This is a genomic window from Glycomyces halotolerans (assembly GCF_054779575.1).
Genome location: NZ_BAAGXZ010000003.1, coordinates 90041 through 111257 on the forward strand (window position 1 = coordinate 90041; position 21217 = coordinate 111257).

Genomic DNA, 21217 nt, shown 5'->3' on the forward strand with positions numbered 1-21217 from the left:
TTGCCCGCCCTATCCGCCAGGACACTGGCGAAATTCGGCATACAAAGGATGGTGCTTGACAGAATGGGACGTTTGAACTACACAATGGGACGCGAAGAGACGTCCTCGATTTCCAAACTCGTCCCCGTAGGAGAGCGCGTATGCCGAATGAAAGATTGAAAGATGCCCTGCAAGCGGCCGGGATGACCCCTGAGGCGCTGGCGGAGGAGCTCGAAGTAGATGCCAAGACAGTCCGGCGCTGGATCAGCACCGGCCGCACACCGTACCCCCGGCACCGCTCGTCTGTCGCTGCGATGCTTGACGAGACCGAGGAGTATCTGTGGCCCAACATCGATACCGCCGAACGGCAAGCGAAAGTGTCGCAGTCCGAGGTCATCTCCACCTACCCGCGCCGATTCCAGGTCCCGCCTGACCTGTGGCGACGGCTCTTCGACAACGCGACCGAACGGATCAGCATTCTCGTGTACGCCGGGCTGTTCCTACCTGAACATGACCCCGACCTGATCGATGCGCTGAAACGAAAGGCGAAGGCAGGAACCAAGATCACGGTCCTGCTCGGCGATCCTGACTGCGATGCGGTGGCGGTCCGTGGCCGTGAAGAAGGCATCGGCGACGCGCTCGCTGCGAAGATCCGCAATGTGATGTCGTTCTACGAGAAGCTCAAGGGAACCGAAGGCGTCTTCGTGGGATTCCACGCAGCGACGCTGTACAACAGCATCTACCGCTACGACGACGAAATGCTGGTCAACAACCACCTCTACGGCTTCCCAGCAGCTCACGCGCCTGTTATGCACCTCCGCCGACTCGGCGGCGGAACCTTGTTCAACTCCTACGCTGACAGCTTCGACCGAGTCTGGTCGGCCTCTCGCGACGCCTGGACCGGCGAACATGGGAAGGTGAGGCCATGAGCCGCATCGATCACATCAACAATCCCGAGGCGCCTGAGCCGAACAGCGTCGTGCCCTCCACGGTCGCTTTCGTGACCGACGATGAAGGTCGAGTCCTGCTCATCCAGCGCTCGGACAACGGAGACTGGGCACTCCCCGGAGGCGGCCACGACCTCGGTGAGCGCATCGCGGACACCGCGATCCGTGAAACCAGGGAGGAGACCGGGCTTGACGTGGAAATCACCGGAATCATAGGGCTTTACACCGACCCCGGCCACCTCATCGAATACAGCGATGGCGAAGTTCGCCAGCAGTTCTCGATCGCCTTCCGAGCCAAGCCGGTAGGCGGGCAGATCACCACGAGCGCCGAATCAGTTCAGGTTGCTTGGGTCCGGGCGAATGAACTCGACCGGCTCTCAATCAACCCATCGATGCGGATGCGGATAGAACACGGATTCGCGAATCAGCCGGAGCCCTACATCGGCTGAGTTGGCGGCATTCGGCTCTCGACACGCTTGGCGACTTCATGGAACGTACCGACACTCCGATCGATGAACTGCCGCACCACCGATTCGGGCTCATAACGCTCCCGGATTTCCTTGATTCGCTCGTCGATGCTCAAGTTCTGTCCGTCAGGACCGGTAGTCAGATCGCAGTACCAGAGCAAGTCAGCGACCTCCGATTCCTCGCGCTCGAACTCGTTGGTCAGCTCGCCGACAAGACCTCGCAGTTCCGCCTCCACCACGGCGTTCGTGTGATGCGCGACGAGGGAGGCCACGCGATCGTCGAACTCGATCGAACGCAACCAGCGTCCACCATCAAGCGGGTGAAACCCGCTCTCCGCGAGCGATGAAGCGTAACCGACATCGTGAAGGAGCGCGGCCGCAACGAGCACGTCCCGGTCACGGTCAGACTCCAGATTCGATGCGAGGCGCTGGGCATTTGCCGCCACCGCCTTGACGTGACCCCACCGACGAGGCAGTTCCTCGCCGAGCGCACGCTTCGCGAGAACCTGCGCTTCGCTCACCAAGCTCGTCTGCACCCGCCGATCCTAACTCCGGAATGCGCGCACGCTTCGGGTAGAGGTCATGGTCGTCAAGCTGAACAGCCAGGAAGTTGGATGTGCCTCTGAATCCAGCGGTTTCCCTGCTCGGCTACCCGACTTACCCGCCGCTTACCCTGCGATTGCACCGACATATTCGAAGGCAGGCGCGGTTACCTCTTCTCCCAGACGGGTACCGGCTCCAGACCCAGTTCCGCACGCGCCCGGTCGGTGAGCTCCTGCACCAGTTCCGTCTTGGCTCTGGAGTATTCGCCGGGACTGACTCCGGCCGCGATGACGGCGCGCTTGAGGTCGGCGTACCTGGCCGCGTCGGCGGGGTGGGTTCGCAGGTAGTCACGCAGAATCCGCTGATTCCTGGTGGGCCAGCTCTGGAGCGTTACGACATGCAGGATCTTCGTACGGACGCCGCAGTCGACACGGACGTACAGCAGTCGATCGCTCATGCCGTTCCGGTGCGGGTGAAAGCCCAGTTCAGCGAGGGCTTCTTGCTGCTGACGTGTCGCTTCGAGATGCTTGACCGCTGCCATCAGATCGATGACCGGCTTGGCCGCCAAGCCAGGGACCGCGGTCGAGCCGATGTGTTCGAGTTCGACGAACCAACGCGGGAGGGCCGACCGGAGAGACTCGATCGTAGCGGCGGCCCGACGGGGCCAGTCAGGATCGTAGTCGGCGACGTGGAGGACATTGGGGCTCGTCATGGACCCATCATGCGGGAAGCCAACCGCACTGGCTCATTGCGTCACCTGCCACCGCCCCGACACGTTGTCTCCCCATCACGTTCAACTACTTCGCCTTGGGGATATGTATATATGTCTGGCGAGGCAGTAGCCGCAGAAGTCGCCGACGACCTGCGAAAACGTAGGGTAACCGGGGGATAGGCATCGGCTGGGGCTGTCCGAGGTCCTGTCTCGGGGTCGACCAGTGGGGGTCGACCTCCGAGGGGTCATTCCCAGATCGTCGGCCGGTTCGCGATCTCGTCAGCGATCGACGGCAACTGGCCGAGGCTGACCACTTCGTCGCGGCCAACCACATGCCAGCGTGGGTCATCGAAAGGGTCGAGGAAAGTCTCGGCCCGAGTGAACGACCGCTCGGCCTGTGTGGCCGCGCTGGCGGCGACCGTGAGCGTTGTCGGTCGGATGGGCAACTTGTCGCCGTCGTACCAGTGGGCGGCCGCTCTAGGCAACAGGTTGGCTAGGCGGCCGGCCGTGGGAACCTCGATCAGCAGGACAGGCTTTTTGATTTTGAGGTGGAAGTATTCGACCGTGCCCTTGTATCTCCGCACCTTGTCGGCCAGGCGTTCCAGAGTCTCGGTGCCACGGTCATGCTCGAACCAGAACGCGAGCCGACGCCCGTCGCGCCAGGTGATGGTCACGTTGGCGTCCGAACGGCTCGAACCACTGGAGCCGTAGTCCTCGAACTCCCAGGCAATCTCGACGTCGTCACGGGCGCGAGCGGCGCGCATGAGTCGGTAGTAGAAGGCGTTCACACCCTCGGTGTGGGCACGCTGAGTGGAGACGAACAGTTGCTGGGCCTTGAACGTCGCAGCGGTCTTGGTCGGCGGCTTCTCGTCGGTGCGCATCGCGTGAAGGCACTGCCCGCGCCAGTCCAGCACATAGCGGTAGGCCCGACTGGCAGGGCTTCGCCACCGCGCCAAGACCCCCATTTCGTGCAACGTCAGCAGCCGTGCGGCAGCCGAGTGCGCCGAAGGGAAGAACAACGCCTCCAACATCCCGGCCGTCATGATCTTGTGCTTCGCGAGCGTCTCGATGATCGCGAAGTCGCGCTCGGTCAACCGCCCGGCGATCTCGTCGAAATTACCGGTGTTGGTGCCCGGAACACGCCGGCTCACATCTGAACCTCCTCGTCGAAAACCCAACTGAACCTGCAACATCGCCCAAACATTATCGGTTCTCTTCTCTGTGGAGTCCAGAGAATCTGCGACATAGAGCCTGGTTTGAGAAGTGTTGTAGCCCCCTCTCAGGCTTAGGGCTTCAGGTCGGTTTGAGTAGTCGTCGGCGTGGTCGTGGCTACTTGTTCGGAAGGGTACCTTGCGTATCGACTATTGAGGGCGGTACAATCAACGTCGTGACAGCCATCGAGGGTTTCTGGTCCTATGCCCACGCTGATGACGAGGCCGAGTCCGGACGTATCGCTCAGCTCGCGCGGGATGTGCGCAGTCAATTTGAGATGCTCACCGGGGAGTCGATCAAGCTTTTCCTTGACCGTGACGAACTCGAATGGGGTAACGATTGGCAAAGAGAGATCGATTCTAGCTTGGCAACGATCGCATTTTTCGTTCCAGTTATCACCCCTCGGTACTTTAGGAGTGAGCAGTGTCGCCGCGAGCTTCACTTCTTCGGGCGAAAGACTGAGCGACTCGGACTAGAGGAGCTAGTACTCCCCTTGCTGTGGGTGGATTTTCCTGGCTTGCGTGAGGAAGATCCTGCTGATGAGCTTATAACGCTCGTAAGTCGGTTCCAGTGGTCCGACTGGACTGAACATAGGTTCGCGGACATTGAGTCCGGACAGTATCGGAAAGCGGTTGGTGAGCTCGCGAAACGACTGGTCTTGGCGAATGCCGCTGCAGAAAAGAGTACTGCGACCATAGCGCTCGAGGGCCTAGAGATTGACGGTCAGGATGAACCAGGGGCCCTGGATAAACTTGGGTCTATGGAGGAATCCTTTCCCCAGATGACCACTATCCTGCTTGGTGCCGCTGATGCGATTCAGGAAATCGGTGAACTTGTGCGGGAAGCGACTGCTGAAATCGGGAGCAACACGAATCCGAAAGCTGTGCTTGCCACACGGCTTAGGGTGGCGCGAGGATTGGCGTCCAGTTTGTCAGAGCCTTCCGGTCAGATTCGTTCGCTTGGGAACGACTTTTCTAGTTCCTTGAATGAAGTTGATGAAGGTGTTCGCCTTATCATTGAACGCGCACCAGAAGAGGCAAACAAGAATCCGGAGGCAACTGAGCAGTTTCTATCGTTCTTCCAGGCACTCCGCGACATGATGATTCAGGCCGAGGCTGGTCTTGGTGCAGTTGCCAACATGATCGAAAAGATCGAGCCTGTAGAAAAGTTGTCACGAGATCTTCGTAAGCCGCTGCGTACACTACGTGAAGGTCTCACGCTGTTTGTTGATGGCCTTGCGGTGATGCGTGGGTGGATATCCTTGATCGAAACGGTGGAGCCGGAAGTGGCCTCCGGTTCTTCGTCACCTGATCCAGACCTGCCAGCGGCCTGAGCGCCGGAGTATCAGGTGATGGAACTAAACGGTCTCACCTTACCATCGAGTGAAGTCAAGTATGTGTGTGTAACATCGGCCTAGATAGGTTCCTTACGCCACGATGGTATATGTCTATATTGACGTCTGACGGAGTGAGCAGCATGAACGCGTGTGGTTTTGTAGCTCTCTCGGGAGTCGGCTCGAACTGGCCTGAAAGGACAAATAGGGAACCTGCGAAGTTCAGGTCTGGTAGAGATTAGTTCTGGCGCTCCGAGCATCGGCGGCGTATGATCTGGATATCAAGAACTCCAGATCCAGAACCTGGGATAGCCAAATGCTGAATGAGAACAATCCGCTGATTGATCAAGACCTCCCTTCAATTTTCCATTCTGCAGACCGTGCAGCGCGCCGGGGGCAAACAAATTACCTCCTAGCCACCAAGATCCGATCTATCTCTATCATTCTCGCCGCTATATTTGGGATGCTTGCTGCTGTATCCACCAATTTTGTAATTGTAACAGTTGTAGCATTTGTACTAGCACTGGCGATAGAGCTGTACTTGCTCGACCAGAAACCTGAACAAGCTTGGTATGACGGACGTGCACTGGCCGAGTCGGCGAAGAGTATCGCATGGCGTTTTGCCGTGGGCGCAGCACCGTTCAATTTCGATGACGGTACTGAGGCAGAGAGCTCTGATCGACTGAGAGCAGAGTTGGCTCGCCTCCTCACTGACGCGCCAGATATAAGCATTACAGCAACATCATACGAGGCAGTCAGCGAGAAGATTAGAGAAACTCGGAGAATGAGCCTCAAGAAGCGGAAACAGATATATCTGGACGGGCGAATCAAGGATCAGCAGAAATGGTACTCGGACAAATACGAATACAATCGAAAACGAGCGGAAAAATGGAGAATATGTCTCCTATTCCTCGAAATTGTAGGTATCCTTGTGGCGATCCTAATGATCATTGAAGTCCTTAGGATCGACCTTACTGGAATAGTGGCGAGCGTCATCGGCGTTGGCTCATCCTGGATGGCGGTAAGGCAATACAGTTCTCTTCAGCGGGCTTATGCTTTCGCGTCCCATGAATTGTCCATCATAGGAGACCGAATTATTGCGCAACTCGATGACGAGAGTGAGGAGAGTTGGGCTCGGGAGGCTGGCGATGCCGAAGAGGCCATCAGTCGAGAGCACAAGATGTGGCGAGCTTCGAGGTCGAGTTTCCTGAGATTATTCCCGGTATGATGATGGGCTGTTCTTATTTACAAGATGAGTTGTATATTTTCCGATCAGCCGAGTTATCGATCAGATGAGGCTTGGAAACTCGAGCTTCAAAGGCCGTATCGATCATGCGGCGAAGCGAGGTTATACTATTGGGATAACCCACCATTTGGCGTATGATTCACCATCGGCGAGATTGTCGTCGAGTCGTGTAGGAAGCTTGCGGGGTTTCTCCGTGAAACTTGGAAGAGAGATTCCCATCAATCCGCTACGCTTATTGCGGGAGTCGTTTCGAAGAGAGGAGTAGATCTCCCAGTCTACGTATTTGCGCGCCCAGGTGCATTTTCCGCGCAGCACGATAGTTACAGTTGAATCCGTAAGATACTTTTCACGAATTTTTTCCATGATATAGTCAGTGTCATTGCTCTCGACCCATGGATCTTCGTCAGTCACACCAATTACTCGCGGGATGAATGCCGCGCCGAATTCATCCAGGAACGATTCCACCTCATCGGCATCGGCGGCGTGATATGAGACGAAGCACTTATGTCTAGTTGTATCCGTGGAACGGGCCGCTGCGACTTCTGCCACGGTCTGAAGATATTGTTGTGTAGAGCGCATGGTTATCCTCCTTGGTCGCGGCGACAGTATATCGATTCCTTGTAGGCAAGCGGAGTGTGGGTGCGCGCCGCTAGTTGCGGTCTAATCGTATTAAGAGCGAATTATGGCTAGATTTCGCAGTATGGGTTGATATGCTTGCATAGACTAAAGAGTACTGGTTAACAGATTCTAGGATATTGTGATTTGGATACACTTGCTCCATTTTATTCGCTAATTGGTCGTTCTTGATTGTGGGCGCAATGCAAGCTGTTGAACAGGCGCTGCGGGAGCCTCGAAAACGTCTCGATGGACCGGTCGTCGGCAGCCTTTATCCCACCGGAGCATCCTAGATAATTGGCATTCAGCTAATAGCGTGACAGAGTGAGTGCTGATTACTCCTAATGTTGGGGGATTGGGACCGGATCAGACTGCCACCGGTGCTCAGAGTCCGGCTTTCGGCGGAGCTGTTTGGCGTCTCAATAGGGCCGTGAGGCGGGCGTGCAGGGCGGCTACCTGGGGAAACAGGTTCCCATAGGCTTCTAGAAGGCCAGCCAACAGACCGTCTCCGAACGCCGGGCGGCGAAGCGGGCCCGTTCGTCGTCTCCGGGTGGTTCACGCGGAGCCCTCGAAGCTCGTCTGCGAATCGATCAAATGTAAATGTCGTGCCCGGAAATGTAAAGCTCTAGGGTTTACATTTACTGCATGACTGAGGACATCGACAACATCCTGAACGAGCTCCGCGAGGCGGGCGGGGACACCACGTCCATCGAGGTCAAGGCAGCCGCTGTCCGACTCGCTGACGTCCACGCTGAGCGCGCTCGCGAACCTGCCCGGCGGCGGTTTGATCATTCTGGGACTCGATGAGCGAGCGGGGTTCCGTCCTGTAAGCCTGCCGAACCCGCAAGAACTCAAGCAGGCGTTGGCGTCGAAGGCCCGGCACTTCGAGCCACCGGTCCGGTTGACCTTTGAAGACGCTGAGGTGGAAGGATCTCCGGTGGTACTGGCGCGCGTTCACGAGTGCGATCCGTCCGCCAAACCGTGTCGCGCCGCGAAGTCCGGAGCCGCCTACCTTCGAGGCTGGGAAGGTGACTATCGAATGTCCGCTCTGGAAGAGCAGGCATTCCTCGCCCAGCGAACCGCCCCGGTCTCCGACCGCCAGGCTTGCACGGGAGCGACCTCCCACGACCTGGATGAGGGCCTCACGGAGTCGTACGTTCGCACCGTGCGCGAACGTGACCCGAAGGGGCTCGGACGCTTCACCGATCGTGACGAACTGCTGCGGCGTTCGGGTGTCCTCGATGCCGATGGGGTCCCGACGGTCGCGGGAATTCTGGCGCTCGGCGCTCACCCCCAACAGTGGTTCCCGCGCTTCGCACTCCAGGCTGCCGTCGATACCGGTCGAGCCGGCGCAAAGGGCGTGCGTGCCCACAACCAGAGGCTGATCACAGGGCCGATCCCGCGTCTCCTTGATCAAGCGATGGAGTGGGCCAGGACCAACTTCGCCACCGATATCGTGGCCAGCGTTGACGGATCGGTGATCGATCGGACCGCGTACCCGCTTGTCGCCTTCCGCGAGCTGGTGGCGAATGCATTGATACACCGTGATCTGTCCTCATGGTCCACCGGCATGGTCACGGAGGTACGCCTCCGACCGGACCGACTCATCGTGTCCAACCCGGGCGGCCTGTACGGCATCACGGTCGACCGGCTCGGCAGGGATGCGGTGAGCTCGGCCCGCAACGCTCGGCTCCTCAACATCTGCCAGTATCTCCGAACCCCAGCCAATGGACGTATCGTCGAGGCCCTGGCCACCGGCATACCGACAGTCGCCGAGGCTCTGGCCGAAGCCGGCCTGCCCGAGGCTCGCTACACCGACACCGCGATTCGATTCACAGCCGTCCTGTCACAGGCACGTACGGTTCAGAGGGCGAGACTGAAGGGAACCACCGCCAGGGTTTACGACGCGCTCACCGCCAAACCAAAGACGGTGGCACAACTCGAAGCCGAGCTCGGACTGCGACCTCCGACGATTCGGCACGCACTGCGTAATCTGCGAGCGGACGGGCTGATCGAAAAGATCGGAGGCCGTGGCAGGAGCACCGGCTATCGGCGGCTAGGCGAATGAGACCACTGTTCAGAGCTGTCTCGACGCTCGTGATTCGGCCACGAGATGAGTATGTAGCGATCTGACCTGCGAATATAGGATCGCGTAAGCTTCTAGAAGGCCAGCCAACTTGGTCTTTTCCAAACTGACAGGCCCGCTCAGCGGGCCTTTTGTTTTGCCCACGCCAGTCGGCCGAGTTCCCCGCGCCGCGGATACCAGCGGTTCGAGCAGCTCCGCAACTTGGTCATCAATGACCTTCGGCACCCTATCCCCATCCTCGACAGCGACGAAGAGCCGCCCGAAGAACCCGGTGTGAACGGCCCGGTGATGAGCCTCGGGCAACTCCTCAAGGAACCGCCGAGGATCTTCGAGCAACTCCAACAGCAGCCCGACCGCTCGCCCAGTGGCCTCCAATCCAGCGTTCCCGACCCGCTCCAGCCGCTCAGTGACCCGAGCAAGCTGATCCCGGATGTCCCGAACCTTTTCGTTCAGCCTCGCCTGAGGCCAGTCAGGATCACCGACAACCTCCAAGAGCTGGCCCTGCTGCCGCTCCAAACGATCACGCTCAGCCGCCAGCCGGGCGCGCGCTTCCCCGTCAACCAGCTGACGATACTGAATCGCCCGGTCGAGCTGCACCCGAAACTCAGCGGCAAGACCCGACGGAATCCGAAGCCTGCTGTAGTGCGCCCGCACTTCCGCCTCCATAACGGCCACGGGCACCCGTTCGCTCCGACAGGTCTTGTCGGCCCTGCCGCTGCAAACGAAATACGAGTACTTGACCCCTCGACCGTTCGTCACCACGTCGAGGTAGTACTGAGTCCGGCACCGCCCGCACCAGATCACGCCCTTCAACGGGTGGTCGTAGACCCGCTTCCGAACTCCGCCGTTCTTCTGTCCCAGCACCTCCTGCACCCGATCGAACAGTTCCTGGCTCACCAGCGGTTCATGCCGCCCTTGGTACTCGACGCCCTTGAACGTGACCCGTCCGAGGTAGTAGCGATTCCGCAGGATCGTCCCGACCGTGTACATCGGGATCTCCCGTCCCGCAGGGCACCGCTTGCTCGGCCGAGTCCGCAGCCCTGCATCGGTCACTTCCCGCTGCAACTCCTTGAGCGAGTACGTCCCGCTCGCATACAACTCGAACATCATCCGGATGAGCGGAGCCCGCTCCTCATCGACGACCACCGTCCGAATCTCGCGCCCGTCGACGGTTTCCCCGACGTTCCGATACCCGATGGGCGCCTGGTGCGGAGTTCCACCGTTGGCGGTCTTCGCGCCCATCTTGTAGGCCACATCCGCGGCCCGACGCCCGCGACTGGTACTCGTTCACTCCATCGAGGATCGTGGCCACGAGATCGCCGATGTAGCTGTCCTCGGTGTAATCCATGATCGAGATGAGTTGCACACCGAGATTCTTCAGCTCCCGCCTGGTGAGCGCGGCATCGGCCGCATCCCGATGCATCCGCGACCGCGCGTAGACGATGATCGCCCCGACATCCTTCTCGTTTCGGATGCGCGCCATCATCTCAAGGAACTTCGGCCGCCCGTCGACGTTGAGTGCCGAACGCCCCGGTTCGACATACTCGTCGACGACCTCCATCCCAAGCTCCTCGGCTCGGCGCTGGCATGCCTTCCTCTGCGCGGGAATGGAGTTCCCCTCAGGGTCGTAATCGGTCTCCACCTGCCCCCGCGAGGACACGCGCAGATAGAGCACGGCACGCTTCGCCCTGATGTCCTGACTCATGATCGATCGGCCTTCCGACTGGATGATTCGGTCTGACCCGCCGAGTCCCCCGATTTGGACTCCCCATGGTCAGCTCGCTCCGAATCCAGCACGGCATCGATCAAAGTCTCAACGATCAAGACTTCGGGCTTCTCCTGAGACTCGAGGGTGGGTGTCGCGCCCCGGCTGCGAATAGCACCCATCGGCGGTTTCAGGTCCGCGCACCATCCAGCGCTGCCGCGACCGACTCGAAGTAGCTCTCAGCGTCCTCGCTAGTCTTGAAGTAGTACCAGCCGTCCGCCTCCGTTCCATGGGCGATTGCGTAGATCCATTCGTTGAGGAGCCACAGGTCGTCGAGCGGCGTGAGTCCGACGTCAGGACGCTCATCGAAGTCCAGGTAGTCCGTGTCGAACATCAGATTGGTGACACTTCGGGCTGCTGTGAGGAAGTCAAGATCGCCGTTCAGATAGGCGTGTGCGGCTTCGCGCGCTTTTCTGAATACCGCTTCGGGGAGGGGCGAGATGTCGATCGAGAGCTCCTCGACGACGGCTGGTACGAGTTCACGGATTTCGTATGCCGAGTCCTTCGACAGACCGGCCAGCTCGGCGAGCGCTGGGGAGTCGATTCCGCAGGCCAGTGCATGTGCGGCGATCATGGTCAGGTCAAGGTAGGCGTCGAGTCCGTGGAGGTAGTCCTCGATCGCGTGTCGCAGAGTTTCCACTGTCTGATCCTCGCTCGCGGGGGCTGCTGCCGCTACCATTTTCGGCCGCCGATCAGCTTTCGTGGGAGACCGCGGCGAGGAGCCAGCGTGAGACCGGCGCTGGTTCCAGCTCCTGGACATCGAGGATCCAGCGCGCCTCAGCTAGTTCGGGGGTGAGCGAGACCTGCTCCTCCGAAGCGACTGCGCGCAAGATCGTCAAGGTGTCTCGTTTCCCTTCCAGCGTTGTCGTCACTGTTTCCAGAGCCGTGAAGGCTGCGGCAGGGAGCGAGATGGAAAGTTCTTCAGCGACCTCCCGAGAAATGGCCTGCTCGGGCGTTTCCACTTTCGGTTTGTAGCCGCCACCGGGCAGGCCCCAGCGGCTTGGATCGCTGTAGGAATGGCGAACCACGAGGATACGTCCGGATCCATCAGGATGCTGCAGAAGGGCTTTCACCCCGAACGTCACCGGTCTGCGGATCTTCCGCCACCACCGCATCCCTGGTGCGATCGTGCGGAGAACCGGTGCGGGCAGGCGGATGTATCTCATTTGGCGATTATGACGGTCCTGAAGTGCGGATCGTCGTACCGGTAGCGAACCATACGACGTGTGCCGGTGTATGGCTCACGAGCGTGGATCATCGTGCGGTTGTCCACGATCAGCACGCTTGGTGCAATTCAGTCGTTGTAGTGCCCGCGGGCTTGGGCAACCTCGAGGGTGTCATCCCGCACTCGGTAGACCAGGCGGTGTTCCTCATCAATCCTCCGCGACCACCAGCCCGACAGAGGCCCCTTCAACGGCTCGGGCTTGCCGATGCCCGTGAACGGCTCACGCTTGATCTCCTTGACCAGGCGGTAGATCCGTTTGGTCACCTTGCGATCGCTCTCGGCCCAGTAGGTGTAGTCCTCCCAGCCGACTTCCGAAAAGACCGTCTTCACTCAGTCGTCCTCCACCTCGATGAGGTCGCGGACCGTGCCGGCTCCGGAGTCCAGGTCGGCGATCGACTTCATCAGGCGTTCGGCGTTGCGGCGCGACCGGAGCAGGAACATCGTCTCCTGCCATGCCTCGTAGTCCTCCTCGGATATCAACACGGCGTTGCCGCTCTTCGCGGAGATCCGGACCGGGGCGTGGTCGTCGTTGACTTTCTTGATGAGCGGAAACAGGTTTCTCCTGGCCTCACTGGCAGTGATGGTCATGTTGCCGCCTCCTCTCGCAACTGTGGTACCTAGATATTGTACATAGATTGTACGGAAAATCGTACCATCAGGTATTGGATCACTTGTTCGAGGAGTCTTCGGTGTCACGGACGGTCAGGCCACATGCGGCGGGCCCGGGTAGGGCCGTGAGGTGGTTGTGCAGGGACGTTACCTGGGGAGATAAGTTCCCATAGGCCTCCAGAAGGCCAGCCAAATAGTGCTCTTCCGAGCAACGAGTCTGCTCCGCAGGCCCGTTCGTTTGTATCCGGCCCTTGTCGGGCCGACCCCCGCCACCGTCACCGTGCTCCGGTCGGAGCGCTTCGCCCCGGAGTGCCCGTCTATGCGGGTGTTTCCGGCTTATTCTCCGTTCGCATCTTGATTGTTCACTGCGCCCGAACTTAAACTGACCAGTAACATCGACGTTCGCCGATACCCCGGCGCGTCGACCGCCCCATGTGTCCCCCGCAACCAGAGGAACATCATGAACGTCAAGAGAATCACCACGGTCGCCATCGCGGCCGCCGCGCTGCTGCTCGCCGGAGCCCAGACCGCCTACGCCGAAAGCCCGGACGCCGCCGCGCTCGACCGCATCGCCGAGCTCAACCCCGGAGTCGACCCCCGCGAGCTGAAGACCGAGCTCAAGCGGACCGCCGCCAAGACCAAGACCGACTACGACGACCTCCTCGCCGAAGTCCTGGCCGAAGCCGAGCGGTCGGCCGGCGACGCGGCAGAAGGCTCGGGCTTCACGACCATGAAGGAAGGCGACGGGACCGTCCACCTCGGCTCCGGCCAGCGCAAAGGCGACCTGTTCGTATCGCCCTCGTCCACCATGTTCGTGCAGCACGGCCACATCGGCGTCTACTACTCCACGACCACCATCGTCGAGGCGCCCGGCAACTGCTGCCTCAGCCGGAGCATCTCCGCCAGCACGCGCCTGGTCGGCGAAGGGACCGTGAAGCAGTACGTCCTCACCACGCAAGCGAACCGCGACGCCGCCGCCAACTACGCCCACTCCAACTTCCGGAACCGCTCGTACGACAACGCGTTCTGGAACAACCGCAGCAACGGCGACGGCAAGCTCAACTGCTCCGAACTCGTCTGGCTCGCCTACCAGCGCACCACCGGCATCGACCTCGACCGCAACGGCGGCTGGGGCGTCTACCCGTACGACATCAAGGACAACAACCGCACCGTCACCTACGCGGTCCTGTAGCCTCACCGGCCACAGCGGCAAGCCATACGAGGAGGACCACATGCTCAAAAGGACGGCGACGGCAGCGGTCGCCGGCATCGCGCTGGCCGCGTGCACCACCGCGGACGCCTCCCTCGACGAGCATGTGGTCCCCGAGGACGAGCTCTCCCTGGGACAGGCCACCGTCGCGCTGTTCCTCAGCCCGCAGACCGGCTCGTACCCGGACGGCGGCGGCACCGGCTACGTGATCCTGGCCGAGCCCGACGGCCGGTGGCGCGCCATCGAGCACGCCGTCATGGACCAGGGTTCGGTCGTCTGGACCGATGACGGCCTCTTCTTCTCGGACACGGAGTTCGACTACCGCCTCGACGAGACCCTCACCAAGGTCCCGAGCCCCAAGACGAACCTTCAGGACGGCTTCTACGTACTCGGCGGCGGCACGGTCGTGTCCATTCTCAACGAAGGCTTCGCCGAGACCCCGTCCGCCGGATACAGCAGCCAGATCGTCGTGACCCGCGACGGCGAAGCGCACCTGCACCGGGTCGAAGGCTGGCACGTCGCCAACGCCCGCTGCGGCGACGAGATCTTCGGTATCGGGCCGCAGTCGGGACCGTACTTCGACGAGACCCGCGACGACGCCCCGATGGTCTCGGCCGCGGACCCGACGCTGCAGCCGCAGATGCTCACGCGCCTCTACCCGCTCAGCGACGGCGCCGAGCACGTCATCGCCTACCGGCCCGCGTTCGACTTCAGCGAGAACCGACGCGACCTGCCGTGCGCCGACCGTACCGTCACCTTCCTGTCCTCGTACGCCGATCGAGGAGGCGACCGCATGGCCGCCGTCGTCAATTGGAACGTCGACTCCGGAGCGTACGAAGAGCACCCGCTGACCGGCGAATTCGACACCGACGACATCGCCTTGGCCCGCTACGACTCCCGCTCCTTGACCGGCGAGCGCCTGCAGTGGTTGCACCGGGACGGCCACCTCATGTCCACCGACGTCCGCTCGGGAGCGACCGAGCGGCTCGGCGACACCGGCGCCCGCTCGGTCGGGACCGAGTACTCACTCGCCGCTTTCACCGACGGCGAGATCGTCACCGCCACCGTGACCGGCGGCGCCGAGTCGGTGGTCATCGCCGGCGCCGACCGCGGCAACGGGTCCGAACACTGGCGCCTGGAGCTCGACGGCGTCGCCGACGACCTCGGCACCGACATGGTCGTACGCGGCATCGCCGTGCGTCCCGGCGGTTGAGGCCGACCGCCGGGCCGCGATCCTCGCCGAATCGGCGACGGACGGCCGTTTCACCCTTAGTATCCGCATATGGACACGGGGGAGTTGCTGGCACAGGGTCTCACGATCGACTGGGCGCAGATGCCGACTTACAACACCGTCATGTCGGTCGCGGCGGGCGCCGGTCTGCTCATGGTGGTCGGCCTGATCCGGCGCGTCGGCGACGGCGACCGCGTGCTCGACGCCGAAGGCTGGGCCATGGGTCTGGGGACGGTCGGCGCGATCCTGGCCGTCACCGGACTCCACATGACCCTCACCTGGCCGCTCGCCGCCGGCGGCTTCGCGTTCGACAACATCATCTTCGGCGAACCGGCGCTCGCTTTCGGCGTGCTGCTGCTGTTCGCCTCGTTCTTCCTGTGGCGGCGCGCCGCGGTGCTCGAGCCTCCTGCGGGCCGGTTCGAGGCGATCGCCGCAGCGGCACGGCCGGTGTCGATCTTCGTGCTCGGCATGGGGCTGTCCTGCTTCGGCATCGCCGTGGCCGGAGTCAATTACACGCTCTTCGCCGCCCCGCCGCAGGAACCGATCTCGGGTGAGTTCGCCGACTACCCGATGGTCGAGGCCGTCTTCATCTCCGGTCTGTACGCCTTGACCGGGCTGGGGGCGGTCCTGTTCCCGATGGCGCTGAAACCCGGTCGGCGCGCGCTCAGCACCGTCATGCTCGTCGCCTGGTTCATCGCCGGTCTGGTGTTCCTCCTGTTCGGAGCATTGAACTACTTCACGCACATCGGTCTCATCGTCAACACGATGTAGTCGGGTCCCGTTGCGCTCGTCGAGCCGCACCGTGACGGCGAATGCGCCTCCTTCAGCGCCGGAGACGGATTCGCCGCTGCGGCCGGCGACCTGGACCGGCCCGGTCTAGAGGTTCGGGTCGCGGTTCCAGGTCCAGGCGTAGTCGCCGTCCTCGCAGTCCAGAGCCGCTTCGCACAGTTCCAGCGGGCGGAAGGTGTCGACCATGACCGCCAGCTCGTCGAAGTACTCGGCGCCGATGGAACGCTCGGGCGCGCCCGGCTGCGGTCCGTGCGTGAAGCCCGACGGGTGCAGCGAGATCGATCCCTGCTCGATGCCCGAGCCGCGCCTGGCCTCGTAGTCGCCGCCGCAGTAGAACATCACCTCGTCGGAGTCGACGTTGTGGTGGTTGTACGGCACCGGGATCGCGTCCGGGTGGTAGTCGACCTTCCGGGGCACGAAGTTGCAGATCACGAAGTTCGGGCCCTGGAACACCTGGTGCGCCGGCGGTGGCTGGTGGATGCGGCCGGTGATCGGCTCGAAGTCGTGGATCGAGAACACCCACGGGTACAGGCAGCCGTCCCAGCCGACCACGTCGAACGGGTGGTGGGCGTAGGTGAACTTGGTCCACACCGTCGAAGAGCCGCGGCCGCGGTGCTGGACGTAGACGTCGACGTCCTCGCCGTCGACCAGCAGCGGTTCGGTCGGTGAGCGCAGGTCCCGCTCGCAGTAGGGCGAGTGCTCCAGGAACTGCCCGCGCACCGACAGGTACCGCTTCGGCGGTGTGATGTGCCCGGTCGACTCGACCACGAGCGTCCTGAGCGGGTCACCGCCGGTCGGCACGATCCGGTAGATCGTCGACATCGGAACGATCAGGTAGTCGCCCTGTCCGATGTCGATCGCGCCGAATGAGGTCTCCACGCGGGCCGAGCCGTCCTCCACATAGATGCACTCGTCGCCGATCGCGTTGCGGTACAGCGGCGACGGCTTGGTCGCCACGGAGTAGGAGATCCGGACGTCGGCGTTCGACAGCAGGTGGTTCCGGTCGAAGATCGCGTCGCCGGCGCCGTCGAGTTTGTGGGTGCGCAGGTGGCGCGGCTTCAGCGGGTGATTCGGGACCGGCGCGGCCGCGTCGGGGCGGTGCTCGGCGCTTGAGCTGATCGCGGTGGGCCGGTGGCGGTGGTACAGGAGCGAGGAGTCCGAGGAGAAGCCCTCCTGGCCCATCAGCTCCTCGGAGTACAGGCTTCCGTCGGGCTGTCGGAACTGCGTGTGTCGCTTGTCGGGGATCTGCCCGACCGATCGGTAGAACGGCACGGCGACTCCTTTGTCGTTGCGGGACGTCCGGTGGGCCGCCCGCGGCGTGTGGCTATGCCCTCAGGTTAACCCTCCGGGCCGCGTCTCGCCTCCGGGCGCCGGGACCGCATTCTGTCGACAACGCCGATTCGCGCCCGTACGCTCAGGGGCATGTCTGGAGCGATTCCCGCGATGATGCAGGGCCTGGTCGACGACGCGGCGGTGTTCCCGCCCGGCAACGCTTCACTGGAGGAGGCGGTCCCGGCCCATCGCGGCCACCGGGCCTCCTGGTACGCGGACATGGTCGGGCCGCTGCTGGTGCCCGCCACGAGCCTGCACGATCTCGATCCGGGCCGGTCGGAGCTGCGCGTCGGCGTGGTCGTCGACTGCGAGCCCGAGTACGTCGACGAGGTCGTCGCCTCGCTGAACCCGCTGGTCAAGGTCGTGCAGTTCGAGTCCCGCGCGGCCCTCCACCACCTGGCGAAGGCCGCGAAGACCTGGGACGCCCGGGTCTACGCCGAACTGCCCTACGGCGAGGAGGCCGTCGAGGCGGTCGTCGGGACCGGTTTCATCCCGAAGTTCCGCACCGGCGGCCCCTCGGCGGAGTTCTTCCCGCCGCCGGAGGTCCTGGCCGAGTCCATCGTCGCCTGCTCGCGCCGCTCCCTGCGGTTCAAGCTCACCGCCGGGCTGCATCGGGCCGTGCGCCACCGCGACGAGGCGACCGGCTTCGTCCACCACGGATTCCTCAACGTCCTCGCCGCCGCGGCCGAGGCCTCGCGCGGCGCCGACGTCTCCGAAGTGGCCGGGATCCTCGCCTCCACCGACGCCGGTGATCTGACCGAGCGGGCCCGTGCGATGATCGACCGCCCGCGCCCGGCGTGGGCCGGTTTCGGCTCGTGCAGCATCGACGAGCCGCTGGAGGATCTGATCGAACTGTCGCTGCTGACCAGAGGAGGACACCGGTGACCTGGGTCGAAGGGGCCGACGAGGGCCCGTACAGCGTGCACCACCTGCCGTACGGGGTCTTCTCCACCGCGAACGACCGCCGGCCGCGCATCGGCGTCCGCATCGGCGACCACGTGCTCGACCTGCACGGCCTGGCCTCGAGCCGCTTCTTCGCATCGTCGATCGAGCCCGTCTTCCACGCCGCCGACCTCGGCGAGCTCATGGCCGCCGGCCCGACCGTGTGGCGGACGGCGCGCCTGCGTCTGGTGGAGATGCTCGTCGACGACGCCTGCGCCGCCCAGTACCGCCACCTGCTCGTCCCGGTCGGCGCGGCGACGCTCCACCTGCCGTTCGCGGTCGCCGACTTCGTCGACTTCTACTCCTCCGAGCACCACGCGGCGAACCTCGGCCGCATGTTCCGGCCCGACAGCGAACCGCTGCTGCCGAACTGGAAGCGCCTGCCGGTCGGCTACCACGGCCGGTCGGGCACGGTCGTGCCCTCCGGCACGCCGATCCGCCGTCCCTCGGGGCAGCGGCGGACGCCCGACGGCGAGATCGAGTTCGGCCCCAGCCGCCGCCTCGACATCGAGGCCGAAGTCGGCTTCGTGGTCGGCCCCGGCACCGAGCTGGGCACCGCGGCCGGGCCGGACGAGTTCGCCGAGCGCGTGTTCGGCGCCGTCCTGGTCAACGACTGGTCGGCCCGCGACATCCAGGCCTGGGAGTACCAGCCGCTCGGGCCGTTCCTCGGCAAGTCGTTCGCGACCTCGATCGGCTGCTGGGTGACGCCGCTGGAGGCGCTCGTCGAGGCCCGGACCGTCGCGCCCGAGCAGGACCCGCCGCCGCTGGACTACCTGGCCGAGTCGGACCGCTTCGCCTACGACCTGACGCTGTCGGTGTCGCTCAACGGCACCGAGGTCTCCCGGCCGCCGTTCGCGCAGATGTACTGGACGCCCGCGCAGCAGCTGGCGCACATGACCGCGAACGGCGCGAGCCTGCGCACCGGCGACCTGTTCGCCTCCGGGACCGTCTCGGGCCCCGAGAAGGACCAGTGGGGGAGTTTCCAGGAACTGACCTGGGGCGGCAAGGAGCCGATCAAACTCGACGACGGCTCCGAACGCACCTTCCTCGAATCCGGCGACACGGTCACCATCACCGCCACGGCCCCGGGCGTGGCCGGGACGGTGATGGGCCTCGGCGAAGTCACCGGCACGATCCTATAGGATATATCCTATATCCTATTTGGTCTTCAGCGGCGGTCGGTCTCGGCGGTCTTGCGCACCAGCGGCAGCGTCCGGTAGGGGATCTGCTCGGCCAGCGCGATCACCGTCGCCGCCCGCAGCACCCCCTCGTTGGCCAGCACCCGGTCGATCACGCCCTGCAGTTCGGCGTTGGTGCGCGCCACGATCCGGCACAGCAGGTCCCCGCTCCCGGTGACGGTGTGCGCCTCGAGCACCTCCGGGACCCGGGCCAAATGCCGGGCCACGCTGTCGTGCCCGGTCGACTGCCGCAGCTCCAAGGTCACGAACGCCATCACCGGGTAGCCGAGCGCGGCCGGGTCCACGCGCGGCCCGTGCCCGCGCACCACGCCGCGCGAGGACAGCCTGTCCATGCGGGCCTGCACCGTTCCGCGCGCCACTCCCAGCCGCCGGGAGCACTCCAGGACCCCGATCCGGGGTTCGGCCTCCAGCAGGGCGATGAGTCGGGCGTCGAGGTCGTCGATCGGCGATTCGGTGGTCATGTTGCCCAGTCTATAGCGCTTTCGAGAGCCCGTTCTGTGCATTATGAGCAGCAGATCGGCGCAGACTTGCCCAATCGCCGCCGGCGGACGATGATCGTGGTCACAGCACCCGATCACCCACAAGGAGACGGCCATGGTCGACATCGCAGGCAACGTGACCCAGAACGACGCCCAGTTGGTGGGCGCGGTCGAGCATGACCTCCGCGAGGACGACTTTCCCATCAAGGGCTGGGACCACGTCAGGTTCTACGTGGGCAACGCCAAACAGGCCGCCCACTACTATTCGACCGCCTTCGGCATGACCTGCTTCGCCTATCGCGGCCCCGAGACCGGCCACCGCGAGCACGCCGAGTACGCCCTCAAGTCCGGGGGCGTGACGTTCGTCCTCGCCGGCGGCGTCACCGCCGACTCCGAGGCCACCAGGCACCATGCCAAGCACGGCGACGGCGTCATCGAAGTCGCCCTCGAAGTGCCCGATGTGGACGAGAACTACCGCTACGCGGTCAAGCAGGGCGCCATCGCCCTCGAGGAGCCCCACGACGTCACCGACGAGCACGGCACCGTCCGCGTCGCGGTCATCGGCACCTACGGCGACACCCGCAACGTCCTGATCGACCGCTCGGGCTACACCGGGCCGTTCCTGCCCGGCTTCGCCGCCCACGACCCGATCGTGGCACCGCCGAAGAAACGCTACTTCCAGGCCGTCGACCACATCGTCGGCAACGTCGAAGAGGGCCGGATGCGCGAATGGGTCGAGTACTACGAGCGCGTCATGGGCTTCACCAACATCGTCGAGTTCGTCGACGACGCCATCGCCACCGAGTACTCGGCGCTGATGAGCAAGGTCGTCGCCAACGGCACCCGCAAGGTCAAGTTCCCGATCAACGAGCCGGCCGCCGGCAAGAAGAAGTCCCAGATCGACGAGTACCTGGAGTTCTACGGCGGGCCCGGCGTCCAGCACATCGCGCTGGCCACCAACGACATCCTCGCCGCCGTCGAGGCCATGCGCGCGAACGGCGTGGAGTTCCTGGAGGCCCCCGACGCCTACTACGACGACCCCGAACTGCGCGAGCGCATCGGCACCGTCCGCGTCTCGATCGAGGAGCTCAAGGCCCATCGCGTCCTGGTCGACCGCGACGAAGACGGGTACATGCTGCAGATCTTCACCAAACCGCAGCAGGACCGGCCTACGGTGTTCTACGAGATCATCGAACGGCACGGCTCGCTGAGCTTCGGCAAGGGCAACTTCAAGGCCCTGTTCGAGGCCTTGGAGAAGGAGCAGGCCAGGCGCGGCAACCTGTGACGGGGGCGGAG

Annotated in this window: 23 protein-coding genes and 1 pseudogene; 12 read left to right on the forward strand and 12 right to left on the reverse strand. The window is 63.2% G+C overall.

Annotated features, from left to right (window positions below):
• Positions 1-140: 140 nt before the first annotated feature.
• Together ACYVL2_RS03880 and ACYVL2_RS03885 are read left to right on the forward strand one after the other, a co-directional pair.
• Positions 141-908, forward strand: coding sequence for an XRE family transcriptional regulator (locus tag ACYVL2_RS03880; RefSeq protein ID WP_460540382.1), 768 nt, complete (start codon positions 141-143; stop codon positions 906-908).
• The gene (locus tag ACYVL2_RS03885; RefSeq protein ID WP_460540384.1) at positions 905-1375 is read left to right on the forward strand and encodes an NUDIX hydrolase; all 471 of its coding nucleotides are present in this window, start codon (positions 905-907) and stop codon (positions 1373-1375) included. Before ACYVL2_RS03880 ends, ACYVL2_RS03885 begins: the two co-directional genes overlap by 4 nt.
• On the opposite strand, the gene ACYVL2_RS03890 is transcribed toward ACYVL2_RS03885, so the two are convergent.
• From ACYVL2_RS03890 to ACYVL2_RS03900, 3 genes are all read right to left on the reverse strand, one after another.
• On the reverse strand, positions 1363-1929 hold the full coding sequence (locus tag ACYVL2_RS03890) for an HD domain-containing protein (RefSeq protein ID WP_460540386.1): 567 nt from the start codon (positions 1927-1929) through the stop codon (positions 1363-1365). The genes ACYVL2_RS03885 and ACYVL2_RS03890 overlap by 13 nt on opposite strands.
• 173 nt (positions 1930-2102) lie before the next feature.
• Positions 2103-2648 carry a GrpB family protein gene (locus ACYVL2_RS03895; RefSeq protein WP_460540388.1) on the reverse strand — a complete coding sequence of 182 codons (546 nt, stop codon included), beginning with the start codon at positions 2646-2648 and terminating at the stop codon, positions 2103-2105.
• A gap of 245 nt (positions 2649-2893) precedes the next feature.
• Entirely contained in the window at positions 2894-3799 is a 906-nt protein-coding gene (locus tag ACYVL2_RS03900) for a replication-relaxation family protein (protein ID WP_460540390.1), read from the reverse strand.
• A gap of 236 nt (positions 3800-4035) precedes the next feature.
• On the opposite strand from ACYVL2_RS03900, the gene ACYVL2_RS03905 reads away from it, so the two are divergent.
• Positions 4036-5193 (forward strand): TIR domain-containing protein, encoded by a 1158-nt coding sequence (locus tag ACYVL2_RS03905; protein ID WP_460540392.1) that lies wholly within the window; start codon positions 4036-4038, stop codon positions 5191-5193.
• Between the two features lie 316 nt (positions 5194-5509).
• Positions 5510-6421 (forward strand): DUF4231 domain-containing protein, encoded by a 912-nt coding sequence (locus ACYVL2_RS03910; protein ID WP_460540394.1) that lies wholly within the window; start codon positions 5510-5512, stop codon positions 6419-6421.
• Positions 6422-6541: 120 nt separating this feature from the next.
• On the opposite strand, the gene ACYVL2_RS03915 is transcribed toward ACYVL2_RS03910, so the two are convergent.
• A complete protein-coding gene (locus tag ACYVL2_RS03915) occupies positions 6542-6988 on the reverse strand; it encodes a TIR domain-containing protein (protein ID WP_460540396.1) in 447 nt (148 codons plus the stop codon).
• 850 nt (positions 6989-7838) lie between these two features.
• Between ACYVL2_RS03915 and ACYVL2_RS03920 the strand changes: the two are divergent.
• Both ACYVL2_RS03920 and ACYVL2_RS03925 read left to right on the forward strand, forming a co-directional pair.
• Positions 7839-8033 (forward strand): annotated as a pseudogene (locus tag ACYVL2_RS03920) (ATP-binding protein); the annotation flags it as partial.
• Between the two features lie 60 nt (positions 8034-8093).
• Complete coding sequence (locus ACYVL2_RS03925) at positions 8094-9122, forward strand: ATP-binding protein (protein WP_460540743.1); 1029 nt, start codon at positions 8094-8096, stop codon at positions 9120-9122.
• Positions 9123-9131: 9 nt separating this feature from the next.
• Here ACYVL2_RS03925 and ACYVL2_RS03930 read toward each other — a convergent pair whose 3' ends face one another.
• From ACYVL2_RS03930 to ACYVL2_RS03955, 6 genes are all read right to left on the reverse strand, one after another.
• Positions 9132-10286, reverse strand: coding sequence for a recombinase family protein (locus ACYVL2_RS03930; RefSeq protein WP_460540398.1), 1155 nt, complete (start codon positions 10284-10286; stop codon positions 9132-9134).
• On the reverse strand, positions 10273-10845 hold the full coding sequence (locus ACYVL2_RS03935; protein ID WP_460540400.1) for a recombinase family protein: 573 nt from the start codon (positions 10843-10845) through the stop codon (positions 10273-10275). The genes ACYVL2_RS03930 and ACYVL2_RS03935 overlap by 14 nt, the downstream gene beginning before the upstream one ends.
• 190 nt (positions 10846-11035) lie before the next feature.
• Positions 11036-11545: a hypothetical protein gene (locus ACYVL2_RS03940; protein WP_460540402.1), complete on the reverse strand. Its 510-nt coding sequence runs from the start codon at positions 11543-11545 to the stop codon at positions 11036-11038.
• A gap of 52 nt (positions 11546-11597) precedes the next feature.
• Positions 11598-12071 (reverse strand): NUDIX domain-containing protein, encoded by a 474-nt coding sequence (locus ACYVL2_RS03945; RefSeq protein WP_460540404.1) that lies wholly within the window; start codon positions 12069-12071, stop codon positions 11598-11600.
• 128 nt (positions 12072-12199) lie between these two features.
• Positions 12200-12460, reverse strand: a complete 261-nt coding sequence (locus ACYVL2_RS03950; RefSeq protein WP_460540406.1) for a type II toxin-antitoxin system YoeB family toxin — start codon at positions 12458-12460, stop codon at positions 12200-12202.
• Positions 12461-12718 (reverse strand): type II toxin-antitoxin system Phd/YefM family antitoxin, encoded by a 258-nt coding sequence (locus ACYVL2_RS03955; RefSeq protein WP_460540408.1) that lies wholly within the window; start codon positions 12716-12718, stop codon positions 12461-12463. It lies immediately after the preceding gene.
• A gap of 481 nt (positions 12719-13199) precedes the next feature.
• Here ACYVL2_RS03955 and ACYVL2_RS03960 point away from each other — a divergent pair, with 481 nt between their 5' ends.
• From ACYVL2_RS03960 to ACYVL2_RS03970, 3 genes are all read left to right on the forward strand, one after another.
• A complete protein-coding gene (locus ACYVL2_RS03960; RefSeq protein ID WP_460540410.1) occupies positions 13200-13931 on the forward strand; it encodes a hypothetical protein in 732 nt (243 codons plus the stop codon).
• Between the two features lie 40 nt (positions 13932-13971).
• The gene (locus tag ACYVL2_RS03965; protein WP_460540412.1) at positions 13972-15162 is read left to right on the forward strand and encodes a hypothetical protein; all 1191 of its coding nucleotides are present in this window, start codon (positions 13972-13974) and stop codon (positions 15160-15162) included.
• A gap of 69 nt (positions 15163-15231) precedes the next feature.
• The gene (locus ACYVL2_RS03970) at positions 15232-15951 is read left to right on the forward strand and encodes a DUF981 family protein (RefSeq protein ID WP_460540414.1); all 720 of its coding nucleotides are present in this window, start codon (positions 15232-15234) and stop codon (positions 15949-15951) included.
• 105 nt (positions 15952-16056) lie between these two features.
• Here ACYVL2_RS03970 and ACYVL2_RS03975 read toward each other — a convergent pair whose 3' ends face one another.
• Positions 16057-17241, reverse strand: coding sequence for a homogentisate 1,2-dioxygenase (locus ACYVL2_RS03975; RefSeq protein ID WP_460540416.1), 1185 nt, complete (start codon positions 17239-17241; stop codon positions 16057-16059).
• Positions 17242-17391: 150 nt separating this feature from the next.
• Here ACYVL2_RS03975 and ACYVL2_RS03980 point away from each other — a divergent pair, with 150 nt between their 5' ends.
• Both ACYVL2_RS03980 and fahA read left to right on the forward strand, forming a co-directional pair.
• Positions 17392-18186: a hypothetical protein gene (locus ACYVL2_RS03980; RefSeq protein WP_460540418.1), complete on the forward strand. Its 795-nt coding sequence runs from the start codon at positions 17392-17394 to the stop codon at positions 18184-18186.
• Complete coding sequence (gene fahA, locus ACYVL2_RS03985; protein WP_460540420.1) at positions 18183-19385, forward strand: fumarylacetoacetase; 1203 nt, start codon at positions 18183-18185, stop codon at positions 19383-19385. Before ACYVL2_RS03980 ends, fahA begins: the two co-directional genes overlap by 4 nt.
• A 26-nt stretch (positions 19386-19411) precedes the next feature.
• Here fahA and ACYVL2_RS03990 read toward each other — a convergent pair whose 3' ends face one another.
• Positions 19412-19903, reverse strand: a complete 492-nt coding sequence (locus tag ACYVL2_RS03990; protein WP_460540422.1) for an Lrp/AsnC family transcriptional regulator — start codon at positions 19901-19903, stop codon at positions 19412-19414.
• 133 nt (positions 19904-20036) lie between these two features.
• Between ACYVL2_RS03990 and hppD the strand changes: the two genes are divergently transcribed.
• Positions 20037-21206 (forward strand): 4-hydroxyphenylpyruvate dioxygenase family protein, encoded by a 1170-nt coding sequence (gene hppD, locus ACYVL2_RS03995; protein WP_460540424.1) that lies wholly within the window; start codon positions 20037-20039, stop codon positions 21204-21206.
• Positions 21207-21217 lie beyond the last annotated feature (11 nt).

What these genes read in the sequence shown, in the direction of transcription:
- ACYVL2_RS03880 (WP_460540382.1), top strand. Translation starts at nt 141, where the DNA reads ATGCCGAATGAAAGATTGAAAGATGCCCTGCAAGCGGCCGGGATGACC.
- ACYVL2_RS03885 (WP_460540384.1), top strand. Translation starts at nt 905, where the DNA reads ATGAGCCGCATCGATCACATCAACAATCCCGAGGCGCCTGAGCCGAAC.
- ACYVL2_RS03895 (WP_460540388.1), bottom strand. Translation starts at nt 2,648, where the DNA reads ATGACGAGCCCCAATGTCCTCCACGTCGCCGACTACGATCCTGACTGG.
- ACYVL2_RS03910 (WP_460540394.1), top strand. Translation starts at nt 5,510, where the DNA reads ATGCTGAATGAGAACAATCCGCTGATTGATCAAGACCTCCCTTCAATT.
- ACYVL2_RS03925 (WP_460540743.1), top strand. Translation starts at nt 8,094, where the DNA reads ATGTCCGCTCTGGAAGAGCAGGCATTCCTCGCCCAGCGAACCGCCCCG.
- ACYVL2_RS03935 (WP_460540400.1), bottom strand. Translation starts at nt 10,845, where the DNA reads ATGAGTCAGGACATCAGGGCGAAGCGTGCCGTGCTCTATCTGCGCGTG.
- ACYVL2_RS03945 (WP_460540404.1), bottom strand. Translation starts at nt 12,071, where the DNA reads ATGAGATACATCCGCCTGCCCGCACCGGTTCTCCGCACGATCGCACCA.
- ACYVL2_RS03955 (WP_460540408.1), bottom strand. Translation starts at nt 12,718, where the DNA reads ATGACCATCACTGCCAGTGAGGCCAGGAGAAACCTGTTTCCGCTCATC.
- ACYVL2_RS03960 (WP_460540410.1), top strand. Translation starts at nt 13,200, where the DNA reads ATGAACGTCAAGAGAATCACCACGGTCGCCATCGCGGCCGCCGCGCTG.
- ACYVL2_RS03965 (WP_460540412.1), top strand. Translation starts at nt 13,972, where the DNA reads ATGCTCAAAAGGACGGCGACGGCAGCGGTCGCCGGCATCGCGCTGGCC.
- ACYVL2_RS03970 (WP_460540414.1), top strand. Translation starts at nt 15,232, where the DNA reads ATGGACACGGGGGAGTTGCTGGCACAGGGTCTCACGATCGACTGGGCG.
- ACYVL2_RS03980 (WP_460540418.1), top strand. Translation starts at nt 17,392, where the DNA reads ATGTCTGGAGCGATTCCCGCGATGATGCAGGGCCTGGTCGACGACGCG.
- ACYVL2_RS03990 (WP_460540422.1), bottom strand. Translation starts at nt 19,903, where the DNA reads ATGACCACCGAATCGCCGATCGACGACCTCGACGCCCGACTCATCGCC.
- hppD (WP_460540424.1), top strand. Translation starts at nt 20,037, where the DNA reads ATGGTCGACATCGCAGGCAACGTGACCCAGAACGACGCCCAGTTGGTG.